This is a genomic window from Muribacter muris, assembly GCF_004569585.1.
GTDB classification, from domain to species: domain Bacteria; phylum Pseudomonadota; class Gammaproteobacteria; order Enterobacterales; family Pasteurellaceae; genus Muribacter; species Muribacter muris.
In genome coordinates this window covers 15,091-40,759 of sequence record NZ_SPPA01000010.1, presented here as the reverse complement: position 1 = coordinate 40,759, position 25,669 = coordinate 15,091, and the positions used below count along the sequence as shown (strand labels likewise).

Annotated in this window: 23 protein-coding genes; 15 read left to right on the top strand and 8 right to left on the bottom strand. The window is 44.0% G+C overall.

Going from position 1 to position 25,669, the window contains the following annotated elements:
- Positions 1 to 116 precede the first annotated feature (116 nt).
- From nrfA to nrfD, 4 genes are read left to right on the top strand one after another with little or no spacing between them, the layout of a single operon-like run.
- On the top strand, positions 117 to 1,577 hold the full coding sequence (nrfA, locus tag E4T80_RS05735) for an ammonia-forming nitrite reductase cytochrome c552 subunit (protein WP_135055944.1): 1,461 nt from the start codon (positions 117 to 119) through the stop codon (positions 1,575 to 1,577).
- Between the two features lie 19 nt (positions 1,578 to 1,596).
- Positions 1,597 to 2,232 (top strand): cytochrome c nitrite reductase pentaheme subunit, encoded by a 636-nt coding sequence (gene nrfB, locus E4T80_RS05730; protein WP_135055941.1) that lies wholly within the window; start codon positions 1,597 to 1,599, stop codon positions 2,230 to 2,232.
- Complete coding sequence (gene nrfC, locus E4T80_RS05725; protein WP_135055938.1) at positions 2,229 to 2,912, top strand: cytochrome c nitrite reductase Fe-S protein; 684 nt, start codon at positions 2,229 to 2,231, stop codon at positions 2,910 to 2,912. Before nrfB ends, nrfC begins: the two co-directional genes overlap by 4 nt.
- A complete protein-coding gene (gene nrfD, locus E4T80_RS05720; RefSeq protein ID WP_135055935.1) occupies positions 2,909 to 3,868 on the top strand; it encodes a cytochrome c nitrite reductase subunit NrfD in 960 nt (319 codons plus the stop codon). Before nrfC ends, nrfD begins: the two co-directional genes overlap by 4 nt.
- Before the next feature lie 78 nt (positions 3,869 to 3,946).
- On the opposite strand, the gene E4T80_RS05715 is transcribed toward nrfD, so the two are convergent.
- From E4T80_RS05715 to tpiA, 6 genes are all read right to left on the bottom strand, one after another.
- Complete coding sequence (locus E4T80_RS05715; RefSeq protein ID WP_194186348.1) at positions 3,947 to 6,340, bottom strand: class I adenylate cyclase; 2,394 nt, start codon at positions 6,338 to 6,340, stop codon at positions 3,947 to 3,949.
- 388 nt (positions 6,341 to 6,728) lie between these two features.
- A complete protein-coding gene (gene dnaJ, locus E4T80_RS05710; protein ID WP_135055929.1) occupies positions 6,729 to 7,862 on the bottom strand; it encodes a molecular chaperone DnaJ in 1,134 nt (377 codons plus the stop codon).
- Positions 7,863 to 7,911: 49 nt separating this feature from the next.
- The gene (locus tag E4T80_RS05705; RefSeq protein WP_135055926.1) at positions 7,912 to 8,304 is read right to left on the bottom strand and encodes a GyrI-like domain-containing protein; all 393 of its coding nucleotides are present in this window, start codon (positions 8,302 to 8,304) and stop codon (positions 7,912 to 7,914) included.
- Positions 8,301 to 8,768 carry a DUF6622 family protein gene (locus E4T80_RS05700; protein ID WP_135055923.1) on the bottom strand — a complete coding sequence of 156 codons (468 nt, stop codon included), beginning with the start codon at positions 8,766 to 8,768 and terminating at the stop codon, positions 8,301 to 8,303. Before E4T80_RS05700 ends, E4T80_RS05705 begins: the two co-directional genes overlap by 4 nt.
- A gap of 70 nt (positions 8,769 to 8,838) precedes the next feature.
- Complete coding sequence (gene dnaK, locus E4T80_RS05695) at positions 8,839 to 10,743, bottom strand: molecular chaperone DnaK (RefSeq protein WP_135055920.1); 1,905 nt, start codon at positions 10,741 to 10,743, stop codon at positions 8,839 to 8,841.
- A 285-nt stretch (positions 10,744 to 11,028) separates the two neighbouring features.
- Positions 11,029 to 11,820 carry a triose-phosphate isomerase gene (gene tpiA, locus E4T80_RS05690; protein WP_135055917.1) on the bottom strand — a complete coding sequence of 264 codons (792 nt, stop codon included), beginning with the start codon at positions 11,818 to 11,820 and terminating at the stop codon, positions 11,029 to 11,031.
- 210 nt (positions 11,821 to 12,030) lie between these two features.
- Between tpiA and truD the strand changes: the two genes are divergently transcribed.
- The 11 genes from truD (at position 12,031) to nudF (ending at position 19,364) form a co-directional block, all read left to right on the top strand.
- The gene (gene truD, locus E4T80_RS05685) at positions 12,031 to 13,047 is read left to right on the top strand and encodes a tRNA pseudouridine(13) synthase TruD (RefSeq protein WP_135056038.1); all 1,017 of its coding nucleotides are present in this window, start codon (positions 12,031 to 12,033) and stop codon (positions 13,045 to 13,047) included.
- Between the two features lie 92 nt (positions 13,048 to 13,139).
- Positions 13,140 to 13,370 carry a type II toxin-antitoxin system VapB family antitoxin gene (vapB, locus tag E4T80_RS05680; protein WP_135055914.1) on the top strand — a complete coding sequence of 77 codons (231 nt, stop codon included), beginning with the start codon at positions 13,140 to 13,142 and terminating at the stop codon, positions 13,368 to 13,370.
- Positions 13,370 to 13,768, top strand: a complete 399-nt coding sequence (gene vapC, locus E4T80_RS05675) for a type II toxin-antitoxin system tRNA(fMet)-specific endonuclease VapC (RefSeq protein WP_047977182.1) — start codon at positions 13,370 to 13,372, stop codon at positions 13,766 to 13,768. Before vapB ends, vapC begins: the two co-directional genes overlap by 1 nt.
- 33 nt (positions 13,769 to 13,801) lie before the next feature.
- Complete coding sequence (gene surE, locus E4T80_RS05670; protein ID WP_135055911.1) at positions 13,802 to 14,569, top strand: 5'/3'-nucleotidase SurE; 768 nt, start codon at positions 13,802 to 13,804, stop codon at positions 14,567 to 14,569.
- The gene (locus E4T80_RS05665) at positions 14,566 to 15,150 is read left to right on the top strand and encodes a YqaA family protein (protein ID WP_135055908.1); all 585 of its coding nucleotides are present in this window, start codon (positions 14,566 to 14,568) and stop codon (positions 15,148 to 15,150) included. Before surE ends, E4T80_RS05665 begins: the two co-directional genes overlap by 4 nt.
- A 9-nt stretch (positions 15,151 to 15,159) precedes the next feature.
- Complete coding sequence (locus E4T80_RS05660) at positions 15,160 to 15,612, top strand: LysM peptidoglycan-binding domain-containing protein (RefSeq protein WP_135055905.1); 453 nt, start codon at positions 15,160 to 15,162, stop codon at positions 15,610 to 15,612.
- Between the two features lie 51 nt (positions 15,613 to 15,663).
- Positions 15,664 to 16,857, top strand: coding sequence for a murein hydrolase activator NlpD (gene nlpD, locus E4T80_RS05655; protein WP_135055902.1), 1,194 nt, complete (start codon positions 15,664 to 15,666; stop codon positions 16,855 to 16,857).
- Positions 16,858 to 17,023: 166 nt separating this feature from the next.
- Positions 17,024 to 17,602 carry a DNA-3-methyladenine glycosylase I gene (locus tag E4T80_RS05650; protein ID WP_135055900.1) on the top strand — a complete coding sequence of 193 codons (579 nt, stop codon included), beginning with the start codon at positions 17,024 to 17,026 and terminating at the stop codon, positions 17,600 to 17,602.
- Positions 17,592 to 18,308, top strand: coding sequence for a 4'-phosphopantetheinyl transferase family protein (locus E4T80_RS05645; protein WP_135055897.1), 717 nt, complete (start codon positions 17,592 to 17,594; stop codon positions 18,306 to 18,308). Before E4T80_RS05650 ends, E4T80_RS05645 begins: the two co-directional genes overlap by 11 nt.
- 3 nt (positions 18,309 to 18,311) lie before the next feature.
- Complete coding sequence (gene psiE, locus E4T80_RS05640; protein WP_135055894.1) at positions 18,312 to 18,731, top strand: phosphate-starvation-inducible protein PsiE; 420 nt, start codon at positions 18,312 to 18,314, stop codon at positions 18,729 to 18,731.
- A gap of 9 nt (positions 18,732 to 18,740) precedes the next feature.
- On the top strand, positions 18,741 to 19,364 hold the full coding sequence (nudF, locus tag E4T80_RS05635; RefSeq protein WP_135055891.1) for an ADP-ribose diphosphatase: 624 nt from the start codon (positions 18,741 to 18,743) through the stop codon (positions 19,362 to 19,364).
- 53 nt (positions 19,365 to 19,417) lie between these two features.
- Here the strand turns inward: nudF and ptrA are convergent, their stop codons facing one another.
- A complete protein-coding gene (gene ptrA, locus E4T80_RS05630) occupies positions 19,418 to 22,363 on the bottom strand; it encodes a pitrilysin (protein WP_135055888.1) in 2,946 nt (981 codons plus the stop codon).
- On the bottom strand, positions 22,363 to 25,635 hold the full coding sequence (gene recC / locus E4T80_RS05625) for an exodeoxyribonuclease V subunit gamma (protein WP_135055886.1): 3,273 nt from the start codon (positions 25,633 to 25,635) through the stop codon (positions 22,363 to 22,365). The genes ptrA and recC overlap by 1 nt, the downstream gene beginning before the upstream one ends.
- Positions 25,636 to 25,669: the final 34 nt, after the last annotated feature.

Here is a 25,669-nt window from a genome sequence, read left to right as displayed (position 1 = left end):
AATTTCCTAGTAAAGCATAAGGTTTTTGATTACTCTCACTGTTGTCATACTCTGTATCTTGTTGTTTTTAAATAAGAAACATTCTCATTTATTTTGATATCTTGTGGGAGGCACTCGTGAAACGGGTCAGCAAAACAATTCAAAGCAGCCTAGCGATTGGCTTAATGGCGTTATTCGGCTTTGCGCAATCTTCTTTTGCCGGCGAAGCAAAAGAGTTTGAAGGGCCGAAGCCGGATTTAAAAATTGAATCTGCAAACCATACCTTTGCGGAAAAATACCCTTTGCAATACAACTCTTGGAAAGCCACGTCTGAATCGACCGAGGTGATTTCAGCCTTAGAGGAAGATCCACGTTTAGTCGTACTTTGGGGCGGCTATTCTTTCTCCAAAGATTACAATAAACCTCGTGGGCATTTTTATGCGGTTACCGATGTGCGTGAAATTTTGCGTACCGGTGCGCCGACAGATGAAAACAGCGGCCCTCAGCCGATGGCGTGCTGGACTTGTAAAGGCCCTGATGTCGCCCGTTTAATCGCAGAAAAGGGCGAAGTCGGCTACTTTGATGCTAAGTGGGCGAAATACGGCTCGGAAATTGCCAATTCTATCGGTTGTGCCGACTGCCACGATACCACCTCACAAGAGTTTAAAGACGGCAAAGCTGCATTGCGTGTTGCCCGTCCGCACGTTCAACGTGCCTTAGAAGCGATCGGTTGGAAATTCGATACGTTGGACAAACACGGCAAACGTGCCGCCATTTGTGCCAACTGCCACGTTGAATACTATTTTGCGAAAAACAAAAATGCAGTAACTTTCCCGTGGGATAAAGGCGTTGATGTGGATAGCATCGAAAAATACTACGATGAAATTCAATTCACCGACTGGGTTCACTCGCTCTCCAAAGCACCAATGCTGAAAGCACAGCACCCGGATTTTGAAACTTGGTCGCTAGGTACTCACGGCAAAAACGGGGTAACTTGTGTGGACTGCCATATGCCGAAAGTGGAAACCAAAGACGGCAAAGTCTATACGGATCACAAAATCGGTAATCCGTTCGATAACTTTGAACATACTTGTAAAACCTGCCACGAGCAAAGCAAAGAAACCTTGCAAGCCCGTGTGAAAGATCACAAGAAAAAAATCAAAGACGTAATGGTACGTTTAGAAGATCAAATCGTGAAAGCACACTTTGAAGCCAAAGCCGCTTGGGATGCCGGTGCAACCGAAGAGGAAATGAAAGAGGTGCTACAAGCTATCCGCCACGCACAATGGCGTTGGGACTACTCGGCGGCAGGACACGGTGGTCATATGCACGCCCCTGATGTGATTCTACACGTTATCGGCACCGGTTTAGATCGTGCCGCAGATGCCCGTGCAAGATTAGCGGCTATCTTAACCAAACACGGCGTACAAGCCCCAATTCAATTCCCGGATATTTCAACGAAAGAAAAAGCGCAAAAAGTGATGGGGATTGACTTCGACAAAGAGAAAAAAGCCAAAGAAGAGTTTTTGCGGACTATCGTCCCTGAATGGGAAAAACACGCAAGAGAGAAAGGCTTATTACCGGCAGATGAAAAATAATCTGTAAGTCGAGGTCATTATGAAACATTTTTTCTCCAAAATAAGACGGATAGCGCTGTTACAAGCGGTCGCTTTGGGCGGATTCTTTGCAATATCCACAACTGTACAGGCAGAAATGCCTGTTCAGCCCAAGCCGATTTGGGCAGATCCGTATGCCCATATTGACAGTGAAACCTTAGCCAAAGATGCCCGCCGTGATCCGAATAAATATTGTGTGGATTGCCACGGTCATCTCTCCAAGTTTGAGCATAAAGGCAAACACTTCCAAAAAGAGACGGTTAGCCCGAATAACGGTCAGCCGTTAAATTGTGTGAGCTGCCACGGCAATATTTCGGAAAATCACCGCAAAGGCGTGAAAGATGTGATGCGGTTTAATGCACACGGCAAAGCCAAAAATCCGGCGTTGGAGCGTTCCGTTGCCGAGCAGAATCAAGTCTGCTTCGCTTGCCATAGCCCTGAAAAACTGCGGGAAACATTTTGGGCGCACGATACCCACGCCGCCAAAATTTCCTGTACCAACTGCCACACGATTCACCCTGAAAAAGAGGCAATGAAAGGCATTGAGCCGAAACAGCGGATTAAATTATGTGTGGATTGCCATACCGAAGTGCATAAAGGTGCGTTCAAAAAAACGGACGCTAAGGATACCAAATGAGTTGTTCCCGCCGAGATTTCGTATCTGGGGCGGGAGCGTTAGCGGTTGTGGCAGGCACAGGGCTTGCCGCCAGCCGACTTTCTCTCGCCAATGAGAACGAAGCAAAACCGATTCGATATGCAATGCTCCACGACGAGCAGGCCTGTATCGGCTGTACCGCCTGTATGGATGCGTGTCGAGACACCAATAAAGTGCCGGAAGGCGTTTCACGTTTAGAAATTATCCGCAGCGAACCTTACAGTGAATTTCCGAATGTAAAATATGAGTTTTTCCGCCAATCTTGCCAGCATTGCAGTAATGCGCCTTGTGTGAGCGTTTGCCCGACGGGGGCGTCTTTTATTGATAAAAGCACCGGCATTGTTGATGTTAATCCGGACTTATGCGTAGGTTGTCAATACTGCATCGCCGTTTGCCCTTATCGGGTACGTTTTATTCACCCCGAAAAGAAAACGGCGGACAAATGCAACTTCTGCCGTGATACCAACCTCGCCGCCGGTAAACAGCCTGCCTGTGTGGAAAGCTGCCCGACCAAAGCGCTCACTTTCGGCGATTTAAACGATCCGAACAGTGAAATTGCAAAATTGATTAAAGAGAAACCGGTTTACCGTACCAAAGTGGAACTGGGTACGCAGCCGAACCTCTATCACGTCCCATTTGAACACGGAGAGCCTAGACGATGAACGACTATGTGCCATTCCAAACGCCCAATCTCGTCTGGGATTCTACGATCGCCATTTACCTGTTTTTACTTGGTATTTCCGCCGGTTCGACATTGTTGGCAGTGCTGTATAAACGCAGCCGTCAATTAGCTAAGCCGAGTGAAAGTTGGATTATCCGCAGTACTGCCATTATGGCGCCGGGGGCAATCATCATCGGCTTAACCTTGCTGATTTTCCACCTTGCACGCCCGTGGACATTTTGGTTTTTGATGTTCAATTACCAATTTGGCTCGGTAATGTCGATGGGGGTAATGCTGTTCCAAGTCTTTATGGCGGTGCTATTCCTATGGCTTGCGATTATTTTCAAAGATCTGATTGCCACGCTGATCGCCCGCTTCCTGCCAAAACTAAAATTTGTGCTTGGCTTAATTGATATAGCGGCAAAGTTCACCAATCTGATTGAGCTGCTGTTAGCGCTATTAGCCGTTGCATTAGGGGCTTATACCGGCTTTTTACTCTCTGCGCTCATCAGCTATCCAATGCTGAATAACCCTGTGTTGCCGATCTTATTTCTTGCTTCCGGCACATCATCGGGCATTGCGGCACTGCTGATTGCGATTTTAGTCATCGGCAAAGTCTCTACCCACAGTGATGAGGTGAGCTTTTTACATAAATTTGAAACCCCAACGGTATTGTGTGAAATATTGCTGCTCTTTGCCTTTTTTGTCGGCTTATATTTCGGTGGCGGGCAGAAAACCCTCGCCGCTGTGAATGCCTTGTCAGGCTTTTGGGGCAGCGTCTTTTGGATTGGCGTGGTGCTGATTGGTTTGCTATTCCCGCTCATCACCGGTCAAATCGTGAGTGAGAAAACCAAGCACAACAAAGGGTTTATCGTATTATTAGCCACTGCGGGCTTAATCGGTGTACTTTGCCTGCGTTACTTTATTCTTTACGCCGGTCAGCTTACGATTGCGTAATTTAGAGAATGCAAGCGGTGAGATTACCACTTAAATTTGCAAAGCCACAGAAAACGGACGCATCGCGTCCGTTTTCTGTTAGAGAGGATATAAATGTTTTTGGTTAGGTTTGAACGGTAAAATCGAAATCTCTCCATTATGGTTCACTAACCGATAAAATTGCGGGAAATTAAAACTGCCAAGCTCGTCTGTATTATCGCTAAAACTGTCGGCATATAGGCGGCTGATTTTGGCTATTTTGGCGCTTTTCGACCCCGTACAATAGTAGTAGCACTCGGCTTGGTTGGTTTTATCCAGCACATAAACATTAAAGCTCTCGTCCGTATTGTCTTCAAAAAAGAATTGTAAAAAACCCTCGCTGGCAAAATTGGCAATCGCCTTAGGAATGTTAGCATTTGCCACATAGGTTTTCTGGCGGCTAATCGGGCTATTATCTGCCCCGTTTTCCTGCACAATTTCCGTCAAGCCTTTGTTTTTACTGAAGATAAGTTGCCATTTTCTGTCAGCAATTCTCACCGTTTGGATTTGCTCTTTTTGAAAAATCAGCCCAATCTGCACGGTAATGCAACGCTCGACCAAATCCTTGACGGATTTCTGCAACGTATTGCACAAATAATCACTGTAACAAAATACATTCACCGCTTGCGGTGGCGCGGAATTACGGTAAATTTTATTGGAAATAAATTTCAGCCCCTTCAAAATCGCATCGTTACCTTCAAAATGCTGGGTGAGAATTTCATTCCACATATTGCGGTAGATAATACTGATACTGCCTATCAGCCCCTGCTCCGAAGAGCCGAGATTAAACAGATCGAGCTGGGCGTTTTCCAACTTATGCTTCGGCAACGATTGGGTCGGATCTTTCACCAAATTGACCGCTACCACTAGATGACGAATTTCATTTGGGTGATACATTTCCTCCCGCTGTACTTTTGGCGCTTTTGCCGGAAAAGAAAGGCGTAAATCGGTAATAAAGCGGCGTAATTTATCCAATCGCAAAGTGCGGCTGGCGAGGTGCAAGTGTGTGCCGACATTCAACACCCCGTTAAAATAGGCCCAAGCCACCGATTTAATAATATTTTTATGGTATTGCACGTGGCGTAGGCGGGCATCATACAGGCTGAGCGGTGCGTGGTTAATCATATACCAGCCGGGCTTGGTTGAAACGCCTTCACTCACTTCCACAAAGGTAATATGCTCTTCGCCAAGTTGAGTCGCGATTTTCTCGTTAATCAGCGGGATTTTACCCGGCACGACTTCAAATACCGAGTACAGTTTACGCATTAAAATATCGGTATCTTGCGGCATTATGCTTGGATCGATCTGAAATTTGCGGGCAAAATGAATTAAGTTCCGATAACTTTGTAATAATTGTTCCACCAACATCTGTTGCTGCAACATTGCCTGCTTGATTTTCCACTCGCCACGGTTATTCAAGCACTGCACATCCTGATCACGCCAACCCCACTCTTTCACCAGCATTTGTAATGCTTGCTTACGTAGCGGATCGTGCTGCCCGTCATTCGCTTTAATGTAAAAACAACTGCGCAAGCGGTTCAATCTTAGCCATTCTTTACGATTTACCAAATACGCCGTAACCTGTTCCAACATCGCCAAATAGGGATCAAAATGATAGCTGACCGACTGCTCCCAAAGTAGTAACTTCTTGAAATGTTTGGAGATAAGATCGGTTTTCGGGTAGGTTTCCGCATAGCTTTCCAACAATAAAATTTTAATTGCCGATTTATACGGGCTATCAATCCCTTTGTACAACTGCCACAAACTTGCACCGAAATATTCGCCGATTGACAATTCCGAAAAATCGCCAAAATCGATCCATTCATCTAAATTCAGCATACCTTGCTCGGCATACTGGCGGATAACGTCATTATATTTCTGATTTCCCTTATCCAAATGCAGCCATAAAATACGCTTTCCGGCAAGCCGCACTGCCGAGCGGTAAAACTCATCAAGCAAAAAGAAATGCTGTGCCGAGCCGTTATGTTCTTCGGTTACTTCGCTATGGTATTTTTTCGCCTTAAATTCAGTTGGGTTCATCAAATAAAAATTGAGTTCCACCCCCAGCTCGTTCGCCCACTGCTTAATTAAGTGTAATTTTTGATGAATCAGAAAACGGGCATTTTCACTTAATACAGTGGAATGACAAAGCCATAAATCCAGATCGGAATACACCGTTTGCGTAATAGAACCAATGCTCCCCATTGCATAAAGCCCGTCAAACACGGGTGGGGAAGAGGTTTGGGGCGAATCGAAAAGATGAATACCGCAGGGGGCGTTATCTACATAACCCACCATATCCGGACGGTTAAAATGAATTAAGGCAGGTAACAGATCGACAATATGCTGAAAAGCGGGAGAGCTGCCTGCAATCGCATTTTGCAGCCGAAACCGGTCTAAACAATCAATGCGATCTCTCGCCCGTGCCAGTCTTTCAGCAAAAGAAAGTGGCATATCTTGATGGTTTAAGCTCTCGCACACAAAAACGTCCAAGGATAAAAGTAGATAATGTAGCACTTCCTTCAAAAAAGTAAAGTAAGTCAATATCATTATAGGCGGTTTAAACGGAGTATTATAGCGTTCAAAAGAATAAAAATCACACAGCACAAGATCTATTTTAATTCAATTTTTGTAGTTTTATGCTTCTGTTACACAATTTACGTAAAAATTAACACCACATAGGCGTCTGTTTATTTAAGCAGCCCCTAGCATCGCCGACCGATATTGAAATGGACGTTTAATATGCTCAAACATTATTTTTCAAAAAACACACTAAAACTCACCGCTTGTAAAATAAAAAAGTTCAGGCAAAGCCTGAACTTTTACGGAGCGGGATAAGCAACTATTTGCCTAAATTATCGAAGAACTTTTTTACACCGTCAAAAAAGCCTTGATGCTTCGGGCGGTGAGTTGCGCCGCCCTCTAGACTCTGCTCTAATTGGCTTAACAATTCTTTCTGCTCTTCATTGAGCGAAACCGGCGTTTCAACCACCACTTTACAGATTAAGTCGCCGGCATAGCGACTGCGTGGGCTGGTTACGCCTTTACCCCGCACGCGGAACAGTTTGCCCGTTTGTGTTTCTGCAGGGATTTTCAGTTTCAATCTGCCGTCTAATGTCGGGACTTCAATTTCACCGCCCAGCGCTGCCATTGTGAAGCTGATCGGCACCTCGCAGTAAAGATTTGCGCCGTCCCGTTCAAAAATATCGTGCTCTTTAACGTGAATAACCACATACAAATCACCTGCCGGTGCGCCGTTTTCGCCCGCCGCTCCTTCGCCGGATAAGCGTAACTGATTGCCGGTATCCACCCCTGCCGGAATAGTAACGGAGAGATTTTTAGTTTTATGCACACGTCCGTCGCCGTGGCACGATTTACATGGTTTCTCAATTTTTTTACCTGAACCGTGGCAGGTCGGACAGGTTTGCTCGGTCATAAAGAAGCCTTGCTGACGGCGGATTCTGCCCGAACCGTGGCAGCTTGGGCAGCTTTCCACCTTACTGCCGGCTTCCGCCCCTGATCCGTGGCAGCTATCGCATTCGGCAAGGGTTTGCAGGCGAATATCTTTTTTCACCCCTTTCACCGCTTCTTCAAGGGTGATTTCAAGGGTGTATTGGAGATCGTCTCCCCTCACAACCCGTTGGCGACTGCGTCCGCCACCGCCAAAACCGCCACCGAACATTTCGCTGAAAATATCTTCAAAGCCGCTAAAGCCTCCGAAACCGCCTGCACCACCGCCAAAGCCACCTTGTTCAAAGGCTTGATGACCGTATTGGTCGTACATTGCCCGTTTTTCGCTATCGCCTAGCACTTCGTAGGCTTCTTTGATTTCTTTAAATTTTTCTTCTGCGTCTTTGCTACCTTGGTTTTTATCGGGGTGATGCTTTGCCGCCAAGCGTTTATACGCCCGTTTGATTTCCTGCTCGCTCGCCCCTTTGGATAAACCAAGGACTTCGTAATAATCTCGTTTTGACATACATTTTCCGTTTGTAAAAAATTAAGCTGATCTGACCGCTTGTCTATTATCAACAAAAAGGCATTATGGCGATATAAATTTCCACCTTGCCATCCGGATAATATTTCTCGAAATCCACCGTATAAGCCCGCTTAATCAGCCCTTGCTGGCATCTCAACCAAATATGCTGCCACGTTTGGGCGATGTGATCACGATCGGTAATAAATTTCTCATAAAGGATAAGATCTTCAATTTCAATGGCAGGGTAGCCGTTATCTGTGGGTTGCTCAACGGCAATAGCAAAATCATAATCACCTTTGTAGTCCGATTGATAATTGGAATATACGCCGTAGTAGATTTCAGGTAAATTTGTTTGGGTATGCCATAACGTCAATAACTTATCGAGCTGTTGGTTATTTAAACGCTCACTCACAAGTGGGCGGAGTGTTAATATTGATGTCATTTTATTGTCCTTGTAAGAGGAATGGCAAAGAGTACCCCTAAACCAAACCCAGTTGGTAGCCCGATAAAGAGGTTAAACTCATCTGTTTGAATAATACCTGTACCGATATGTAGTGCAACACTAATAATGTAACGGAAAATAAAAATAAACAGATAGAGTCCAAGGGGAATATAGCTGCCTTTTTGATACCATTTCCCATTTTGTTGCATAAGCAGAGGATTTTGTTTCCATAAAACATAGCCTAACAGCAGCCCTACCACGATGCCTGCAATCAATCCAAAGTATGCCAGCATAGGAGAAACAGCAGAGAGCATCATCTGAATGGTTAATCCAAGAAAGATCACTGGGGCAATAAAGAACCTTGCAAGATGAATTTGCCGCGTTTTGCTTTGTATACCACCGTAATACAGCAAAAAGACCAAAATAATCCAGACATAGATCGGTGTATTTTGAATAAAAGCCATATATCCCCCTTGGGTTTAATTGATGCACGGCTATAGACGAAAAGGGCGTATTGCTACGCCCTCGGATTCGTTATTTGTTATCCTTCACTTCTTCAAACTCAGCATCAACCACACCGTCATCTTTCGGTTGGCTTTGTTGAGCTTGTTGCTGACCGGCTTGTGCCTGTGCTTGTGCGGCTTGAAGTAGCGGTTCGGACGCTTTTACCACCGCTTCGATTTTCGCTTCGATATCCGCTTTGTCTTCGCCTTTTGCAGATTTTTCGAGATCGACAACCGCTTGTTCGATCTTCGCTTTGTCGTCTGCGTTTAAGCTCTCGCCTGCTTCAGCGATTTGTTTACGAGTTGAGTGAACAATCGCATCGGCTTGATTGCGGGTTTGCACTAATTCTTCAAACTTACGGTCTGCTTCGGCGTTTGCTTCCGCATCACGCACCATTTGCTCAACTTCCGCATCGCTTAGACCAGAAGAGGCTTTGATAGTGATTTTTTGCTCTTTACCGGTATTTTTATCTTTTGCAGATACGTGCAAGATACCGTCCGCATCAATATCGAACGTTACTTCGATTTGCGGCATACCACGCGGTGCCGGTTGAATACCGTCAAGGTTGAACTGACCGAGTGATTTGTTATCGCTCGCACGCTTACGCTCACCTTGTAAAACGTGGATTGTTACCGCACTTTGGTTATCTTCCGCTGTCGAGAATACTTGGCTGTGCTTAGTCGGGATCGTAGTGTTTTTCTCGATCAATTTCGTCATCACACTGCCCATTGTCTCAATCCCTAATGAAAGCGGGGTAACGTCTAACAATAATACATCCGTTACATCACCTGCTAATACGCCGCCTTGCACCGCTGCACCGATTGCCACCGCTTCGTCTGGGTTCACGTCTTTACGAGGCTCTTTGCCGAAAAACTCTGCCACTTTTTGTTGCACTAATGGCATACGGGTTTGACCGCCGACTAAGATTACATCGTTGATCTCTGACACACTTAAGCCTGCATCATTTAACGCCACTTTAACTGGTTCAAGTGAACGAGCGACCAAATCTTCCACTAACGCTTCTAATTTCGCACGGGTAACGGTGATTACCAAGTGTTTCGGGCCTGTCGCATCTGCAGTGATATATGGCAAGTTTACTTCCGTAGATTGTGCAGAAGAGAGTTCGATTTTCGCTTTTTCTGCGGCTTCTTTCACACGTTGCATAGCCATTGAGTCGTTGCGTAGATCAATGCCTTGCTCTTTTTGGAACTCATCAACAAGGTAGTTGATTAAACGGTTGTCGAAGTCCTCACCACCTAAGTGGGTATCGCCGTTGGTCGCACGTACCTCAAAGGTTTGTTCACCATCAAAGTTATCGATCTCAATGATTGACAAGTCGAACGTACCGCCACCTAAGTCATACACCGCAATAATTTGGTTCTCTTTTTTGGAATCTAAGCCGTAAGCTAATGCCGCAGCCGTTGGTTCGTTAATGATACGTTTGACTTCCAAACCTGCGATACGTCCTGCATCTTTGGTCGCTTGACGTTGTGCATCGTTAAAGTACGCTGGCACAGTGATTACCGCTTCAGTAACAGGTTCACCTAGGAAATCTTCTGCGGTTTTCTTCATTTTTTTCAATACTTCAGCCGAAATTTGCGGTGGTGCCATTTTTTCATTTTTTACGTTTACCCACGCATCGCCGTTGTCTGCTTTCACGATTTCAAACGGCATAATGCTCACATCACGCTGAACTTCTTGGTCTTCAAAACGGCGACCGATTAAACGTTTGATCGCAAATAACGTATTTTTCGGGTTTGTGATTGCTTGGCGTTTTGCCGGCTGACCGACTAAGGTTTCTTTATCGGTGTAAGCGATAATTGATGGTGTGGTTCTTGCCCCCTCTGCATTTTCAATTACACGAGGTTTGTCGCCGTCCATTACTGCTACACAAGAGTTAGTTGTTCCTAAGTCAATACCAATGATTTTTCCCATTTTAAATTCTCCAATAATAAATTTGGTTGTTTATTCAAGTTAGCCACAAGATTGTGCTTTTTCAGGACATTTCAAGGGCAACTTAATCTTTTTCAAAAAGAAATGGGATTTCAGCTCCCATTCAGACGGCACAATAAATAGGGATAAAATTTCAGGCTTCAAGGGAAAGGGCAAAAATTTTTCACTCATTCGCTAAAAATGCTGATGAACAAGGCAACATCTGCCAGCCAAATAACAAAAAAGCCATATTTATCACTAAATATGGCTTAGAAGAATGCGTAAAAATTAGGCTTTCGCTTTTTCCGCCGCTTTCACAATCACCGCAAACGCCGGGGCTTTAAGTGATGCACCGCCGACTAATGCGCCGTCAATATCCGGCTGGGTGAACAATTCCGCCGCATTCGCATCATTGACCGAACCGCCGTACTGAATGATCACTTGATCCGCCACCGCTTGAGAGTGTTTTGCAATATGCCCACGGATAAAAGCGTGTACCGCTTGTGCTTGTGCCGGAGTTGCCGATTTGCCCGTACCGATCGCCCAAACCGGTTCATAAGCGATCACCGCACCGTTAAAGGCGTCCGCCCCTAAGGTGTTTAACACCGCATCTAATTGTTTTGCACATACCGCTTCCGTTTGACCCGCTTCATTTTCCGCTTCCGTTTCGCCGATACATAATACCGGCACTAAGCCTGCCTGTTTTAATGCAGCAAATTTTTTCGCAATAAATTCATCGCTCTCTTTATGGTAAGTGCGGCGTTCAGAATGCCCGATGATAATGTATTTTGCCCCGAAATCTTTTAGCATTTCCGTTGAAATATCGCCGGTAAACGCCCCGCTGGCATTCACATCAACATTTTGTGAACCTAATGCAATGATTTGTTTGGTTTGGCAGCTACACTCACAGCTATTTAATGCTGCTTCCGCTTCGGCAAGATACATTACCGGCGGTGCAATTGCGACATCACAACCGGTTACGCCATCAAGCTCACGCTTTAACTCTTCCACCAACGACTTGGTGAAGGCTTTGCTACCGTTTAATTTCCAGTTACCCATTACAAGTGGACGACGTGCCATTTTAGTTTCTCCATAATCAAATATAAAAAATAAAACCGGATGCACTATACCAAATTTTGCGCCCAATTTTGATGCTTTTGCGCAAAATATTGTGATTTAATCCCCATTTGGCAGCAGAATTTACTTAGGCTGAAATTCGCCTGCCAAAATTCAGGTATAATGCCTGCCTTGGCTTAAACCGACACTGCGGTGTCCTTGGTGATGAATAAAATGAACCGACTTCCCTATTTATTTGGCGAACCGCAGCAAGCGGGCAGATTAAAGGCAGAATTTGCAGACTTTATCGTAACAGAAGAGCTAGGCTACGAGCTGTTCGGCGATGGTGAATTTGTAGCGGTAAAGGTGCGAAAAACCAATGCCAATACCCTATTTGTCGGCGAAAAGTTAGCGGATTTTGTCGGTATTTCGGCAAAAAATATGAGCTATGCCGGCTTAAAAGATCGGCACGCCGTTACAGAACAGTGGTTTTGCCTGCACCTTGCCGGCAAAGAAACGCCCGACTTCAGCACTTTTCAGCTTGACGGTGTTGAAATTTTAGCCGTTACCCGCCACAACCGCAAAATACGCATCGGCAGTCTGGCGGGCAACCATTTTGAGCTGTTACTGCGGGACATTCACCAAACGGACGAGCTGAATGCCCGTTTAAACCAACTGCAAGCGGTCGGTTTTCCCAATTATTTTACCGAACAACGTTTCGGGCGGGACGGACATAACCTCACCCAAGCACAGCGTTGGGCAAAGGGCGAAATTCAGGTTAAAGATCGCAAAAAACGCAGTTTTTACCTCTCCGCCGCCCGCAGCGAAATATTTAATTTAGTGGTGGCGGATCGCATTCAAGCAGACTTGATTGATCAAGTATTTGAACACGATATTGTGCAACTTGCCGGCTCGCACAGTTGGTTTGTGGCGCAATCCGCGGATTTGGGCAGTCTCAACACGCGGTTAGATGAGGGCGATATTTTGCTGACTGCCCCACTGGTGGGTGAAGATTCCCTTAATCAAAAGCTATTTGAAAGGGAGCAGCACATCGTCAGCACACATACGGATTTAATCAAACTTGCCACGCAAGAACGGATGAAATCCGCCCGCCGCCCAATGCTTGCCAAACCGCAGCAATTTAAGTGGCAGTTTGAACCGGCGGGCTTACGGCTCAACTTTTTCCTTGATGCCGGCAGCTATGCCACCGCTTTAGTGCGAGAGTTGATGTTAGTCGATGATAACGGCTAAACCTTTTGGCAAAAAAGAGGTCGAAAGAGAGGGCTTGCTTGCTATATACATAGACTATATACTTTTTATATTGCGTCTCTAGGGAGATTAAAATGGAAGCATCTGTCTTTATTACAAATCGTACTCAAGCGGTGCGTTTACCGGCAACAATGCGGTTTGATGAGCATATCAAAAAAGTGAATATCCGTATTGTCGGCAAAGATCGTATTCTTAGCCCGACTGAACATAGTTGGGACAGCTTTTTTCTTACCGAGCAAAATGTCAGCGATGATTTTCTGAATGAACGGGAGCGCTCTATTCAAACGGAAAGGGAAGAGTTTTGATGCTGAAATATATGCTTGATACCAACATTGTCATTTATGTGATCAAACGCCGCCCGTTGAGTGTCTTGGAAAAATTTAACCAACACGCAAATCAACTTTGCGTCAGCAGTATTACCGCCGCAGAGCTTTATTACGGCGCAGAAAAAAGTCAATTCCCAGAGCGAAATATGAGCGTAATAGAAGATTTCCTCTCTCGCCTGACACTGCTAAATTATGAAGCCAAAGCGGCGGCACATTTCGGGCAGATCAAAGCCGCGCTTATCAAACAAGGCAAGATCATTGGTGAAAACGACCTACATATTGCCGGACATTGCCGCAGTGAAGGACTTATATTAGTCACAAATAATCTGCGTGAATTTGAGCGAGTCGAAGGGCTACGCTTAGAAAATTGGCTATAACACAATAACCTATCTTTATCCAAAAAGGACAAAATGAATATTTTAATGAGTAATGATGACGGCTTTCACGCTGCGGGCATTCAAATTTTAGCTAAAACCCTGCGGGAAGCCGGTCATAATGTTACGGTGGTTGCACCCGATCGCAATCGCAGTGCGGCGTCTAGCTGCTTAACCTTGGTTGATCCGCTACGGGTGTTCCGCTTTGAGAACGGCGATTACACCATCATTGCCGGCACACCTGCCGATTGTGTCCACTTAGCGTTAAACGGTTTGCTGGATACCCCCTTTGATTTAGTGATTTCCGGTATCAATCACGGGGCAAATTTAGGTGATGATGTAGTCTATTCCGGCACGGTTGCCGCCGCTTTGGAAGGTCGCCACTTGCATTTGCCTTCACTCGCCGTTTCACTGGTCGGGCAGCACGGGGCAAGCTATTTAGCGGGCGAATGCCACTTTGACACTGCTGCCCAAGCGGTACTGGCTATCTTGCCTAAGATCCAAGCCGGTTTACTGCCGGCACAGCATATTTTGAATATTAATGTGCCGAATTTACCCTATTCACAATTAAAAGGGATACAGATTACCCGCTTGGGCAGACGCTCACCGGCAGCACAGATCGTAAAACAACAAGATCCGCGCGGTTCAACCGTATATTGGATCGGCGAGAACGGCAAACCGGTTGAAGCGAGTGAAGGCACTGATTTCCACGCCATTGAGCAGGGTTATGTGTCGATTACCCCATTACAAGCGGATATGACCGCCCACGCCTCGCTCAACGCACTCAATAAGGCGTTCCAATGAAACTGTTCGGCACAATTTATGACAAAACAATGGAATGGTCAAAACACCGTTTTGCCGGATTTTGGCTGAGTTTAGTCAGCTTTATTGAGGCAATCTTTTTCCCGATTCCGCCCGATGTAATGCTGATACCAATGTCGATGAGTAAACCGCATTTAGCCGCCCGTTATGCCGTTTATACTACGCTGGCGTCCGTGCTTGGCGGGATTATCGGCTACGGCATCGGCTATTTTGCGTTTGATTGGGTCAAAGAGATCATCAGTAACTGGGGAATGCAGGCAAATTTTGATAAAGCGATGAATTGGTTTGAAACCTGGGGCGTGGCGATAGTTTTTTTAGCCGGCTTCTCGCCAATTCCTTATAAAGTGTTTACAATCTGCGCAGGGGTAATGCAAATGGCATTTTTCCCCTTTGTGATAACTGCGGCGATTTCCCGTTTTGCCCGTTTCTATCTCGTGGCAAAACTCTCTGCGTGGGGCGGGGAGAAATATGCCGATAAAATCCGCCGTTCGATTGAAATCATTGGGTGGGCAACCGTTGCCTTGGCAGTGGTCGCTTACTTCGTTTATACCTTAACTAAGTAGAGTTCTATTATGAAAAAGTCATTAATTTTATTTCCATTTTTCGCCTTCGCTTTAGCCGGCTGCCAATCTAACTCCAGCGCTGAAAACAGCAGCGCCGAAATTAGCGAAGCGAATACCGCTTGGCAAACCGAGGTTCAGCCGACCGAAATGCCAAGCACAATGAATCAGCCAACCTACGGTGCTAACACGCCATATCCACAGCCGCAACCTTTACCGCAGCCAAGCTATAACGGGCAAACGGAGATGGTCGGCAACTGCCAAGTGGTGCGTGAAGGCACGACCCCGGTTTACAGCCAAATCCAAAAAGGCTGCTATACCGGTGCGACTTATACGGTCGGCAAACAAGACACCCTATTTCTTATCTCTTATTTGGCAGGTAAAGAGGTCAATGAAGTCGCACGCCTAAACAATCTGCGTGTACCGTATCAGTTAAAAGTCGGTCAAGTGCTGCGTTTAAAATAATGTTGCAATAAATCCCGCACAACTAACCGCTTGCAAACATTAGGATAACCAATGAAGAAATCATTTTTACTTTTACCGCTTGCCAGTTTGATTTTAACCGCTTGCGGTTCAAACACACCTGCACCGGTCGTTACCGCCGATGACGGCGAACTACCGCCGGGCGTAATGCAACCTGTCGCAGGTACAGGGGCAACTCACCAAAGTTACGGTTGGCAAAACGAAGTGGAAACCGCGCCAATGCCTAACACAATGCCGGCTTATACACCACCGCCACAACCGGTTTACCAGCCTGAGCCGATCAGCACTCCTCAACCGGTTCAACCCGCACCACAGCCCGTTGCCAAGCCCAAGCCGGTGGTGAAAAAGTCTGTGCCGCAGGATTTCACCATTCCCCGTGATGAAAACAATGCGCCGATTTACAGCCAAATCGACAAGGGATTTTATAACGGCGAGAGCTACACCGTCCGCAAAGGCGATACAATGTTTCTCATCGCTTACATTGCGGGCAAAGATGTGAAAGAAGTGGCGGCGTTAAACAATATGAGCGAGCCGTATCAGTTACGGGTCGGACAAACGTTAAAATTAAGCAAGGCATCACCGAAGCCACAACCAACTGCTCAAGTGCAAGCCGAGCCACAACCGGCACCAAAACCGATTGAGCCGCCAGTTACTTATACCCAAGCCGCAAACGGCACAGCGTACGGCTCTGACGGTACGGTTACCGGTCCGGTCAAAGCCGGCACGAGCAGCACGCCGCCGGCACCCCGCCCGGTTGTTACCGCCTCTGTCGGCACGACACCGAGCGTAACCGCCACAACAGGCGGCGTCCGGGCAAGCAGCGGACGTGATTATAGTGCTGCTCCTGCGGTTTCTTCTCTCAAATGGCAGTGGCCGACAGAAGGTCGGGTCATTTCCGGCTTCTCTTCTTCCGAAGGCGGAAATAAAGGCTTAGATATCGCAGGCAGCAAAGGGCAAGCGGTAAAAGCAGCGGCAGCCGGCCGTGTGGTATATGCGGGCAATGCGTTGCAAGGCTACGGAAATCTGATCATTATTAAACATAACGATGATTTCTTGAGCGCTTATGCACACAACGACAAAATCAAAGTGGACGAGCAAGATAAGGTGAAAGCCGGCGAAACGATTGCGACCCTAGGCAGCACCGGCACTAACAGCAACAAACTGCACTTTGAAATCCGTTATCAAGGCAAATCGGTCGATCCGGCACGTTATTTGCCGAGACGCTAACAATTATTGGGACGCCACATTGGTGTCCCATAAAATAAACGCATAATGCGATTAAATGGACAGCTCCAATGCTGGTATCAAGATCGCTTTTTGCGTTTGCAAAAAAATTGACTAAACCGACCGCTTATGAACGCACATTGTGCGTTCTCTTTTTTAGGATAGAAAAATGACAACAAACTGCCCGTGGCCCGGCGATGATCCGCTTTATCTGGCATATCACAATAACGAGTGGGGCAAGCCACAATACGATAGCCATAAATTGTTTGAACAGATTTGTTTGGAAGGTCAGCAAGCGGGGCTGTCTTGGATCACGGTTTTACGCAAACGGGAACATTACCGCCAGGCCTTTCACCACTTTGATCCGCATAAGATTGCGGAGATGACCGACGCAGATCTCGATCGCTTAATGCAAAACCCGCATCTGATCCGACACCGAGCCAAGCTGGAAGCAATCGTAAAAAACGCCAAAGCCTATTTGGCAATGACCACTTCCGGCGAAGATTTCAGCCATTTTATTTGGTCGTTCGTCAATCATCGGGTACAACGTAATGACGTACCGAGCTTGGAAACAGTGCCGAGTAAAACCGCAGTGTCCAGCGCAATGTCGAAAGCGCTGAAAAAACGGGGCTTTGTCTTTATCGGCGAAACCACTTGCTACGCCTTTATGCAATCAATGGGCTTGGTGGACGATCACCTCAATCATTGTACCTGTAAACTTCCCTTACAAAAAAGCGATGAAAACTGACCGCTTGCAGATCCTATTTGCCCACAATGATGAAGCATTACCGCCCGCTTTTTCACCCACGCCGCCGCCTCACCTCTCAGCACGGCTACTGCGTAAATGGAAAAGCCGCCGTACGGCGCACTTTTTGTTGAACAGGTTATTGCAACAAAGCGGGCTTGATCCTAATTTGCTCAAGGATATGCAACGCACCATCAGCGATCGCCCCTATCTCGATCACGATCGGCTCGATTTTAATATCAGCCATTCCGGTGATTGGGTGGCGGTGATTTTCTCTCTCTCGCAGCCTAAACGGGCGGTCGGCATTGATATTGAACACCCGCAAAAAATACGGCGTTACCGAGATCTGCTCCGCTATTTTGCCGCCGCAAATGAAATCGCCGAGATTGAAAATGGCAATATTTTGCCGCAATTAGACCGCTTGTCCGGTCGTTTCTACTTGAGCTGGTGCTTGCGTGAAGCCGTACTCAAATCGCAAGGGGTCGGTATTGTCAAATTATCGGAAGTTCGGCACTCTCCGGCACAGCAGCGGATTTTTTCCGCCCACTGCCCAAAGGGTGAATTGCATTTTTACCATCAGTTGCCTTTCTACCTTGCCTACTTTTTTGAGCAGTCGGATTTTATGCTATCATCACCAACACTCGCCCAGTGGCAAAACGGGCAAATTGTGCCGATTCAGCATTCACCCATTATCTATCAGGTAAATTAGTTAATGACACCGTTTCCTTCTCACTCAACCCATTCCCGCTTTGGAAAATGGATTTCCGAGATTTTTCAATGGATTCTCAATCTTTCTCTGCTCGCGGCAGGGGTGATCTTAGCCTATGCCCTCTTTTCAGAAGCAGCCTCTTTGGTTGAACTACTGCTTAGCCATAGCGAAAAATTTCAAATTGTTGAAAAAATTGTGGTCTTTTTTCTGTATTTTGAATTTTTGGCACTGATCGTTCAATATTTCAAATATAATTACCATTTTCCGCTACGCTATTTTCTCTATATCGGCATCACCGCAATGGTGCGTTTGATTATCGTCGATCACTCTAATGCCGTGCATACATTGCTGTTTGCACTCGCCATTTTGGTGATGATCATTGCACTTTATATCGTTCACACCGAGCGTTTACGTAAAAGTTAAGGATTATTTATGCAGCCTACTATCCAACAATTTTCCCGTCAGGATCTCCACGTTGAGCGGGAAGAAACCGTCTATCAAGGGCATTTTCAACTGAAAAAAATCTACTTTCGCCACAAACTGTTTTCCGGCGGAATGAGCGGTGAAGTAGTGCGGGAATTATTGGTCAAAGGCGCTGCCTCTGCCGTGATTGCTTATGACCCCGTACAAGATAGCGTCGTCTTGGTGGAACAAGTGCGAATCGGTGCTTACGATCCGAACAGCAATTCATCGCCGTGGTTGGTTGAGTTAATCGCCGGTATGATCGATACCGATGAAACGCCGGAGCAAGTCGCTATCCGTGAGAGCCAAGAGGAAGCGAGGCTAGCTATCAACCATTTGGAACACGCCTTGAGTGTATGGGATAGCCCCGGCGGTACGGTAGAGCGGCTACATCTCTTTTTAGGCTTGGTCGATAGCCGCCAAGTCGGCGGCATTTACGGGTTAGCCGAGGAAAATGAAGATATTTTGGTACACGTTGTCAGCCGTGAACAAGCCTATCAGTGGGTTGAACAGGGCAAAATCGATAATGTTATCGCCGTACTGGGCTTGCAGTGGCTACAACTGAATTATCAAAAATACCAATCAAACTCGTAAAATAAACTGCCCCTGATTGTAAAAATTAGGGGCGATCTTACCGCTTGCTCTGCTTAGAAGCGTTTAATATCAAACTCTTTTTGCAGTTTCTCAATGTTAGTGATCTTTTCAAAGCCTTTCAGCTCTGCCGCTTGGTTAATTTTGCTGTTGCTGCCGATGGCTTGGCTGGCAAATACAAGTCCTTTCTGATCAATTACTGCATTGCGATAAAAATCAATCAGATCCTGCTTATTCAGCTGTTCAACCTGTGCAATAATTCTGGCTTTGAGATCAAATTGCGTATTGCCTCGGATAAAATCTGTGTTAAATCTGATAAACTCTCGCGAAAGGGATTCCGGTTTATGCCGTAAAATTTCCAAGAGGCTTGCACGGTATTTCTCAAACTCCGATTCTGACATTTTTTGCAATTTCGCCAATGTCTCAGCAAAAAAACGTTGGTTATGTTGCATAATTTGCTGCGGCGATGCCGTTGGGCTTTGCACCAAAAAGAGTAAACCGGATGTTTTACCGATAAGTGCATCCGTAGCAGATACAACATAGCCTAGCTGTTTATCGGTACGCAAATCATCAAAATACCAGCGACCAATAATGTCTTTCAGCAACATTGCACGGCTTAGCCCTTCCAATTCACCATAACCTTTTGCAAAAAAGGCGATACTCAAGCCGTTATCTTCGTGGGGAATGCTTTGAATATAGTTGAGTTTACGCTCGCTATCGTTAATATCCACATAACGTCCGGTATTCAACGCCGATTGGTTATTTTTAATCACGGAAGACATATCCGCAGTAATCGCTTTTACCTGCTGATCGGATAAATTACCAACGGACAAGACCCTTGCTCCCGTCATTTGGGTCAAAAAGCGGGTACGGATCTGCTCAATATCCGCCAGTTGAATTTGCTCGACCATTTTACGTTGTTGCTCAACGCTATAATAAGGATAGTCGGCAAAATCGGATATTGCCCGATTTGCTTGACGCAATGCATTGTCTTTCGCAAGCCGATCCAGCCCCTCAAGATAACGCTGTTTTCCCTGTGCTAACACACTCTGTTTCAACTCAAAACGGCTGAAACTTGATACCACGTCTTTGACTAATTTTGCCAAATGCTGTGTGTAACCTTCCACTTCAAGCACTAAAGTATTATGATCTCCCGACCACCCTATATCCATACCGGCAACGGCAGCCTGAAAATCTAATTGGGATTGATCCAAATCATACATATAACCCAGCAATTTCGCACTCACTGCCTGTTTAAGATCATCTTTTTCAGGCGAAATCATAAAATTCAGCGCGATTTTTGCCTTAGGCTCTTCGGCAAAGTAGTGGCTCGGCATCGCATAAATTTCTAACCCTTGTTGTTGCACAATTTGTGCCGGCTTTATACGGCTACGATCAACGGGATTAAGCGAAAAATCCGTGGCGAAATAGGGATTAAGTGCCGGTAATTTCAGGGTCGGATTTTGGCTGAAATCCAAATATTTTGCCTTTTGTGCGGCGGTTAATTTAGCAATCGCATAAGGCGCTTCAAAATATTGGGTTTTCTTATCCGTTTTCGCCTTATCATCTATCAATAAAATACGCACATTATCAATATTCATTAAATCTAATTTGGCTTTTATTGCATTTTCATCCATTTTATCCGCAATATAGCTTTGATCGATAATATGCGCCAACGGATAATCAATCATTTGATTGACTAAGCCTGCGACATAACCGCCCCCCTTTACAATTTCTAAATGCTGAAATTCTTGGCTAAGGCTCTCTTTTAATTCGTTAAAATAGCTTGGTTGAATCCCTGCCTTTTTAATCGCTTCAATTTGTTGGAAAACCAGTGAAATAATTTTATCTTTTTCGGCTAAACCTTTATCCGTAAGTGCAATATTAAAGGAAAAACTCCCCCGATTACGAGTAATATCCGGCTCATAATTTGCAGAAATACCGCTATCGGATAAGCCTTGTTTAATTAAATAATCGGATAATGTTCCCTCGGTATTATTTTCAAAAACATAAGATAAATATTCCCCTGTTTTTGATTGAAATGCGACTTTATCTTCCGGCATATCAAAAGAGAGTGATAATGTTTTATTTGGCTTAATCGGTTTATAATGAATAATAACGCTTTTATCGTCTTCTCTTAATAAAGGAATATCGACTTTCGGCGGGGTAATGTGTTTATTTTCCACCAATCCTAACGTTTTTTCGGCTAATTTTGCTAATTTTTCAATCGGTTGATTAGAATATAATACCGCTTTCATTATATTTGCCGAATAATATTGCTGATAAAATTTCACTAATTCATCTTGTAATTTACTGCCTTTTTTATCGGACAACGTTGTATGATTACCGACCGCAAATTTCGTTATTGGGTGAGCAGGGTTTGCCGTGGCTAAAGTAACATCTCGCACTAAAAATCCATCATTAGATTTCGCTCTCACCATCTCGGCATTAACGGCATCAATCTCTTTTTTCGCATTTTTTTCCGATAATAGCGGCTGTGCCATTGTATCGGCAAAGCGAGTTACCGCTTCATCAAACGCACTGTGCTTCACTTCCAAATAATACACCGTGCGATCAGAGGCAGTGTAGGCGTTATTGTAGCCTCCGTTTTTTGTCAGGAAGTTATCCAAGCTATTGGTTTCAGGGAAATTTTTCGACCCCATTAAAATCATATGCTCCAAGTAGTGAGCCAGCCCTTGCTGCTGAATAGGGTTATCCATCGAGCCAATCGGCAAGCCGACAGACAATAACGATTGGTTCGCCTTTTCGTCCGAAACTAACAGGACTTCCATTCCGTTGGCGAGTTTAATCGCTTGATAAATCGCTTTATCGGTCGGGCTTTTATTGATCGTAGTTTTAATCACTTCAAAGCCTTTAGGCTGCGTCATTACCGTATTGTAAGCGGTGTGATCTGCCTGATTTTCTGCAAAAATCGGGCTTGAATATAACAGACCGCATACCAATAGTGCGGATAAGCTATAACGAAGTAACGGTTTTCTCATTATTCTTCCTCCTCAATGAAATGTTGAATCATTGGTGCAAACCAGTTAAACGTCCGTTGGTGAATGGCTTCCCAATCTAAATCAGCGGTTTGCGCAAATACTCGGTCTAAATAAGGACTTTGTATTAACTCTGTCGCCGTTTGACAATAATATGCTGGCGAAGTTTCTGCCGTATAATCTTGAATATAGCGGCAAATATGTTGTGTGATTGCCCATTTTAATGTCTGGAAACTGGCTAAATAATCTTGAATATATATGCCTAATAATAACGCCGCATTCGCCTTTGAAATCGGTGTAAAAGTGATTGATTTTACTTCACTATCCTCTAAATAATAAAATTTGAATGTTGAAAACGGAATATCCGAAACAATCATCACTAAATAATAAATCCAACAGTGAATAAGATCTTTATCCCTTAATTTCCCAACTCGCCATTGAATAAAATCCTGTTCAAATAAGCTATCAATATTACCGACTAACTTCACCTTATCCGAAATAATATCTATCTCCGCCTCAATTTCAATGATGTTATTCTGCTCTATCTGATAATTCGTTAATGTTGCTTGTAGCATTGAAACAGCTTTCTTTAATTCTAATTCCGCCATTACACCAAACGCATTTATCGGTAATTTTCCTTTTAAGGTTTCATTTTTAAAAAAATGATCGACTTCATCGGAATGAAGATTAACAATCTCATCAAGTAACTGATAACGTTCTAAATGAGAAAGGCTAAATATTTCCGTTTCATCAATTGATTCATCATAATTTTCAAATTTAACCCCCAGTTGATGATGAAAAAAATACTTTAACGGATCTTGGATATAATAAATTAAATCCGTCATATCAATCTCTGATAAAATCTGTTGTTGATGAATAGCCGTTAAAAACGGTTTGTTCTGATGATATTTTCGCTTTATTTCCAGCCATTCTTGGTCATAAGAAATATAATCTGCCTGATAATACTTTTGGCTAAAGACTGTCATCGGGTGATTTATTGGCTGAATGTGATTTTCTATCAGGTTTTGATTGATATAATCCATCAATTGAGAAACCAATAAAGAAGGTAATTTTGCATTATTATCCGTTAAAGATTGCCCAAGATAGCTTACATAAAAAATAGATTGTGCTGACAGCAACGCTTCAAGGAATAAATAACGATCATCATCTCGCCTTGCTCTATCACCGATAATCGGTGCATATTGCATTAAATCAAAAGGATTAGGGTTCTGTTGGCGGGGAAACTCTCCCTCATTCATTCCCAATAAACAGACGACTTTAAAAGGAATAGCACGCATTGGTAATAACGTACAAAAATTCACTTTACCCGATAGGAAATTCAAGTTACTGCGCTGCTCATTTAATTCCGCTTCCATTAGTTGCTGAATAACACCGATCTCAATCTCTTCAGTAAAATTCACGTTTGAAATATGCTGAATAATAGTCTCGACCGCATTATTTAAAGTTAAAATAATATCCAGATTTTCTTCATCTTCTTGATAGAATAAAGCGATGATTTCCGTAAGTTTACGCAGCCAATTATCTGCGGTTTGCGCTTTTTGAATAAAAGCGAACCAAGCGGTCAGATCATCAATAAATTTTGCAAGTTTTCCGGCAATTTCGGCAGATAATCCGTAACTTTCGTTAAATGCAAGCGTATTTTGCCAGCTATTATGCTCTTCTTTTAAACTGCTTCCCAGTAACAAACGCTCTAGCCCATTTTGCCACGAATTATAATTTAGCCAATCAACTGATTGCATATTCAATCCGGCACGAATACCGACATTCCTAATCCATTGACGTAATGTCATATATTGTTCATTCGTAATAAGATATTTATTCTGAATAGCTTTGACATTTAATAGATCTAAAATATCTTCCGCAATAAACCGATTCTCTTTTAAAGATAATAATGTGAAAAAACTCTTTATAATCGGATCAATATAACTTATTTTTTGATCGGATAAACTAAACGGAATAAATCGGCTATCATTTCGATTATACTCATCTCTTTTTGTATAACGAGAAAAAACAGCTTCAATATAGGGGGCATAGCTATCAATATCCGGCGACATTACAATAATATCTTTGGGCGATAAATCGGGATCGGCTTCAAATAAATTTAACAGTTGATTATGCAACACTTCAATTTCCCGCATTTTACTATGACAAGAATGAATTTGTACCGACTTATCTGATTTATCTAAGCTAAATTGCGATTTCTGTTCAAAATTTAAAATCGCATTTTTTATTTGGTTTAAGAGTAGATGGCTATTAGGGTAATCCGTATAAAAATCAACGGATTGAATATCTGCCTCAATCAATAAATTCAGAAATTCCTTACCTTGCTTCCCCCAAGCCGATAATAATTTATTCCCTTGATGTTGATATAAATCTGCTAAATCAGATGATGAAAGCTGTTGTTTTAATGCTAATTTCTCAATTAATTTTGCTTCTTGATTATTTCCCCAATAATATTGGCTCGGGTTAGTAAAAAATAAATGGATATGGCAATATTGACTCAATTTATGCAAGAGTAAAAAATAACTGTTTGGTAACGATGAAATGCCAAAAATAAAAATACGCTTAGGTAATTTCAGTTTCTCCTCTGCACTTAAATTATCCAACTTATCAAAATAGCGTTGCTGTAAATAGGCTCTATGGGACGTATTAAACAATATTTCACTGGTTTCACTTTTTATCTCATCAATCAATTTAACCCATAGAAAACTCTGCCACTCAATAATGGCAAAAATATCGTTCTCCTCTTTTTTCTTAAAAGAAGGTCTATTTAATATCATATCCTTAACGGTATTTAGATTACCCTTTTCCCATTCAATCAGCCATTCGGGACGATATACGAGATATTGGTCGAATAAATCCGCAATTTTTGTACAAAGTTGATATAATTTTAGCTGATCCGCCCCATTCAAATAATGCTTTAAAGGTGCAAAACATTGATTATCTAAATATTGCGGTATTAAACGCATCAAACGCCATAACATTGAATGGCGATCAAAGCTGTTTTCTTTAGGTAATTCCGGAAAAAGTAAACGGTATTGTTGCCATAGAAACGTGGTCGGATAAGGAAATTGAAAATGCGCCGCAACACCGAGATCGCTGGAAAGCTGCATCTGTAGCCACTGCTCCATTCCCGTACTCTGTACAAGGATTGTTTCCTGCTCAAACGGATTTGGGTTAGGGTCATTTCTAATAATATTGACCAGTAAGTCTTTCTGATTTTCTAGCTGATTTGCATAATATACCGTAAACATAGCATCTCTCCTTCCAAAAAGAGTGCTATTCTAC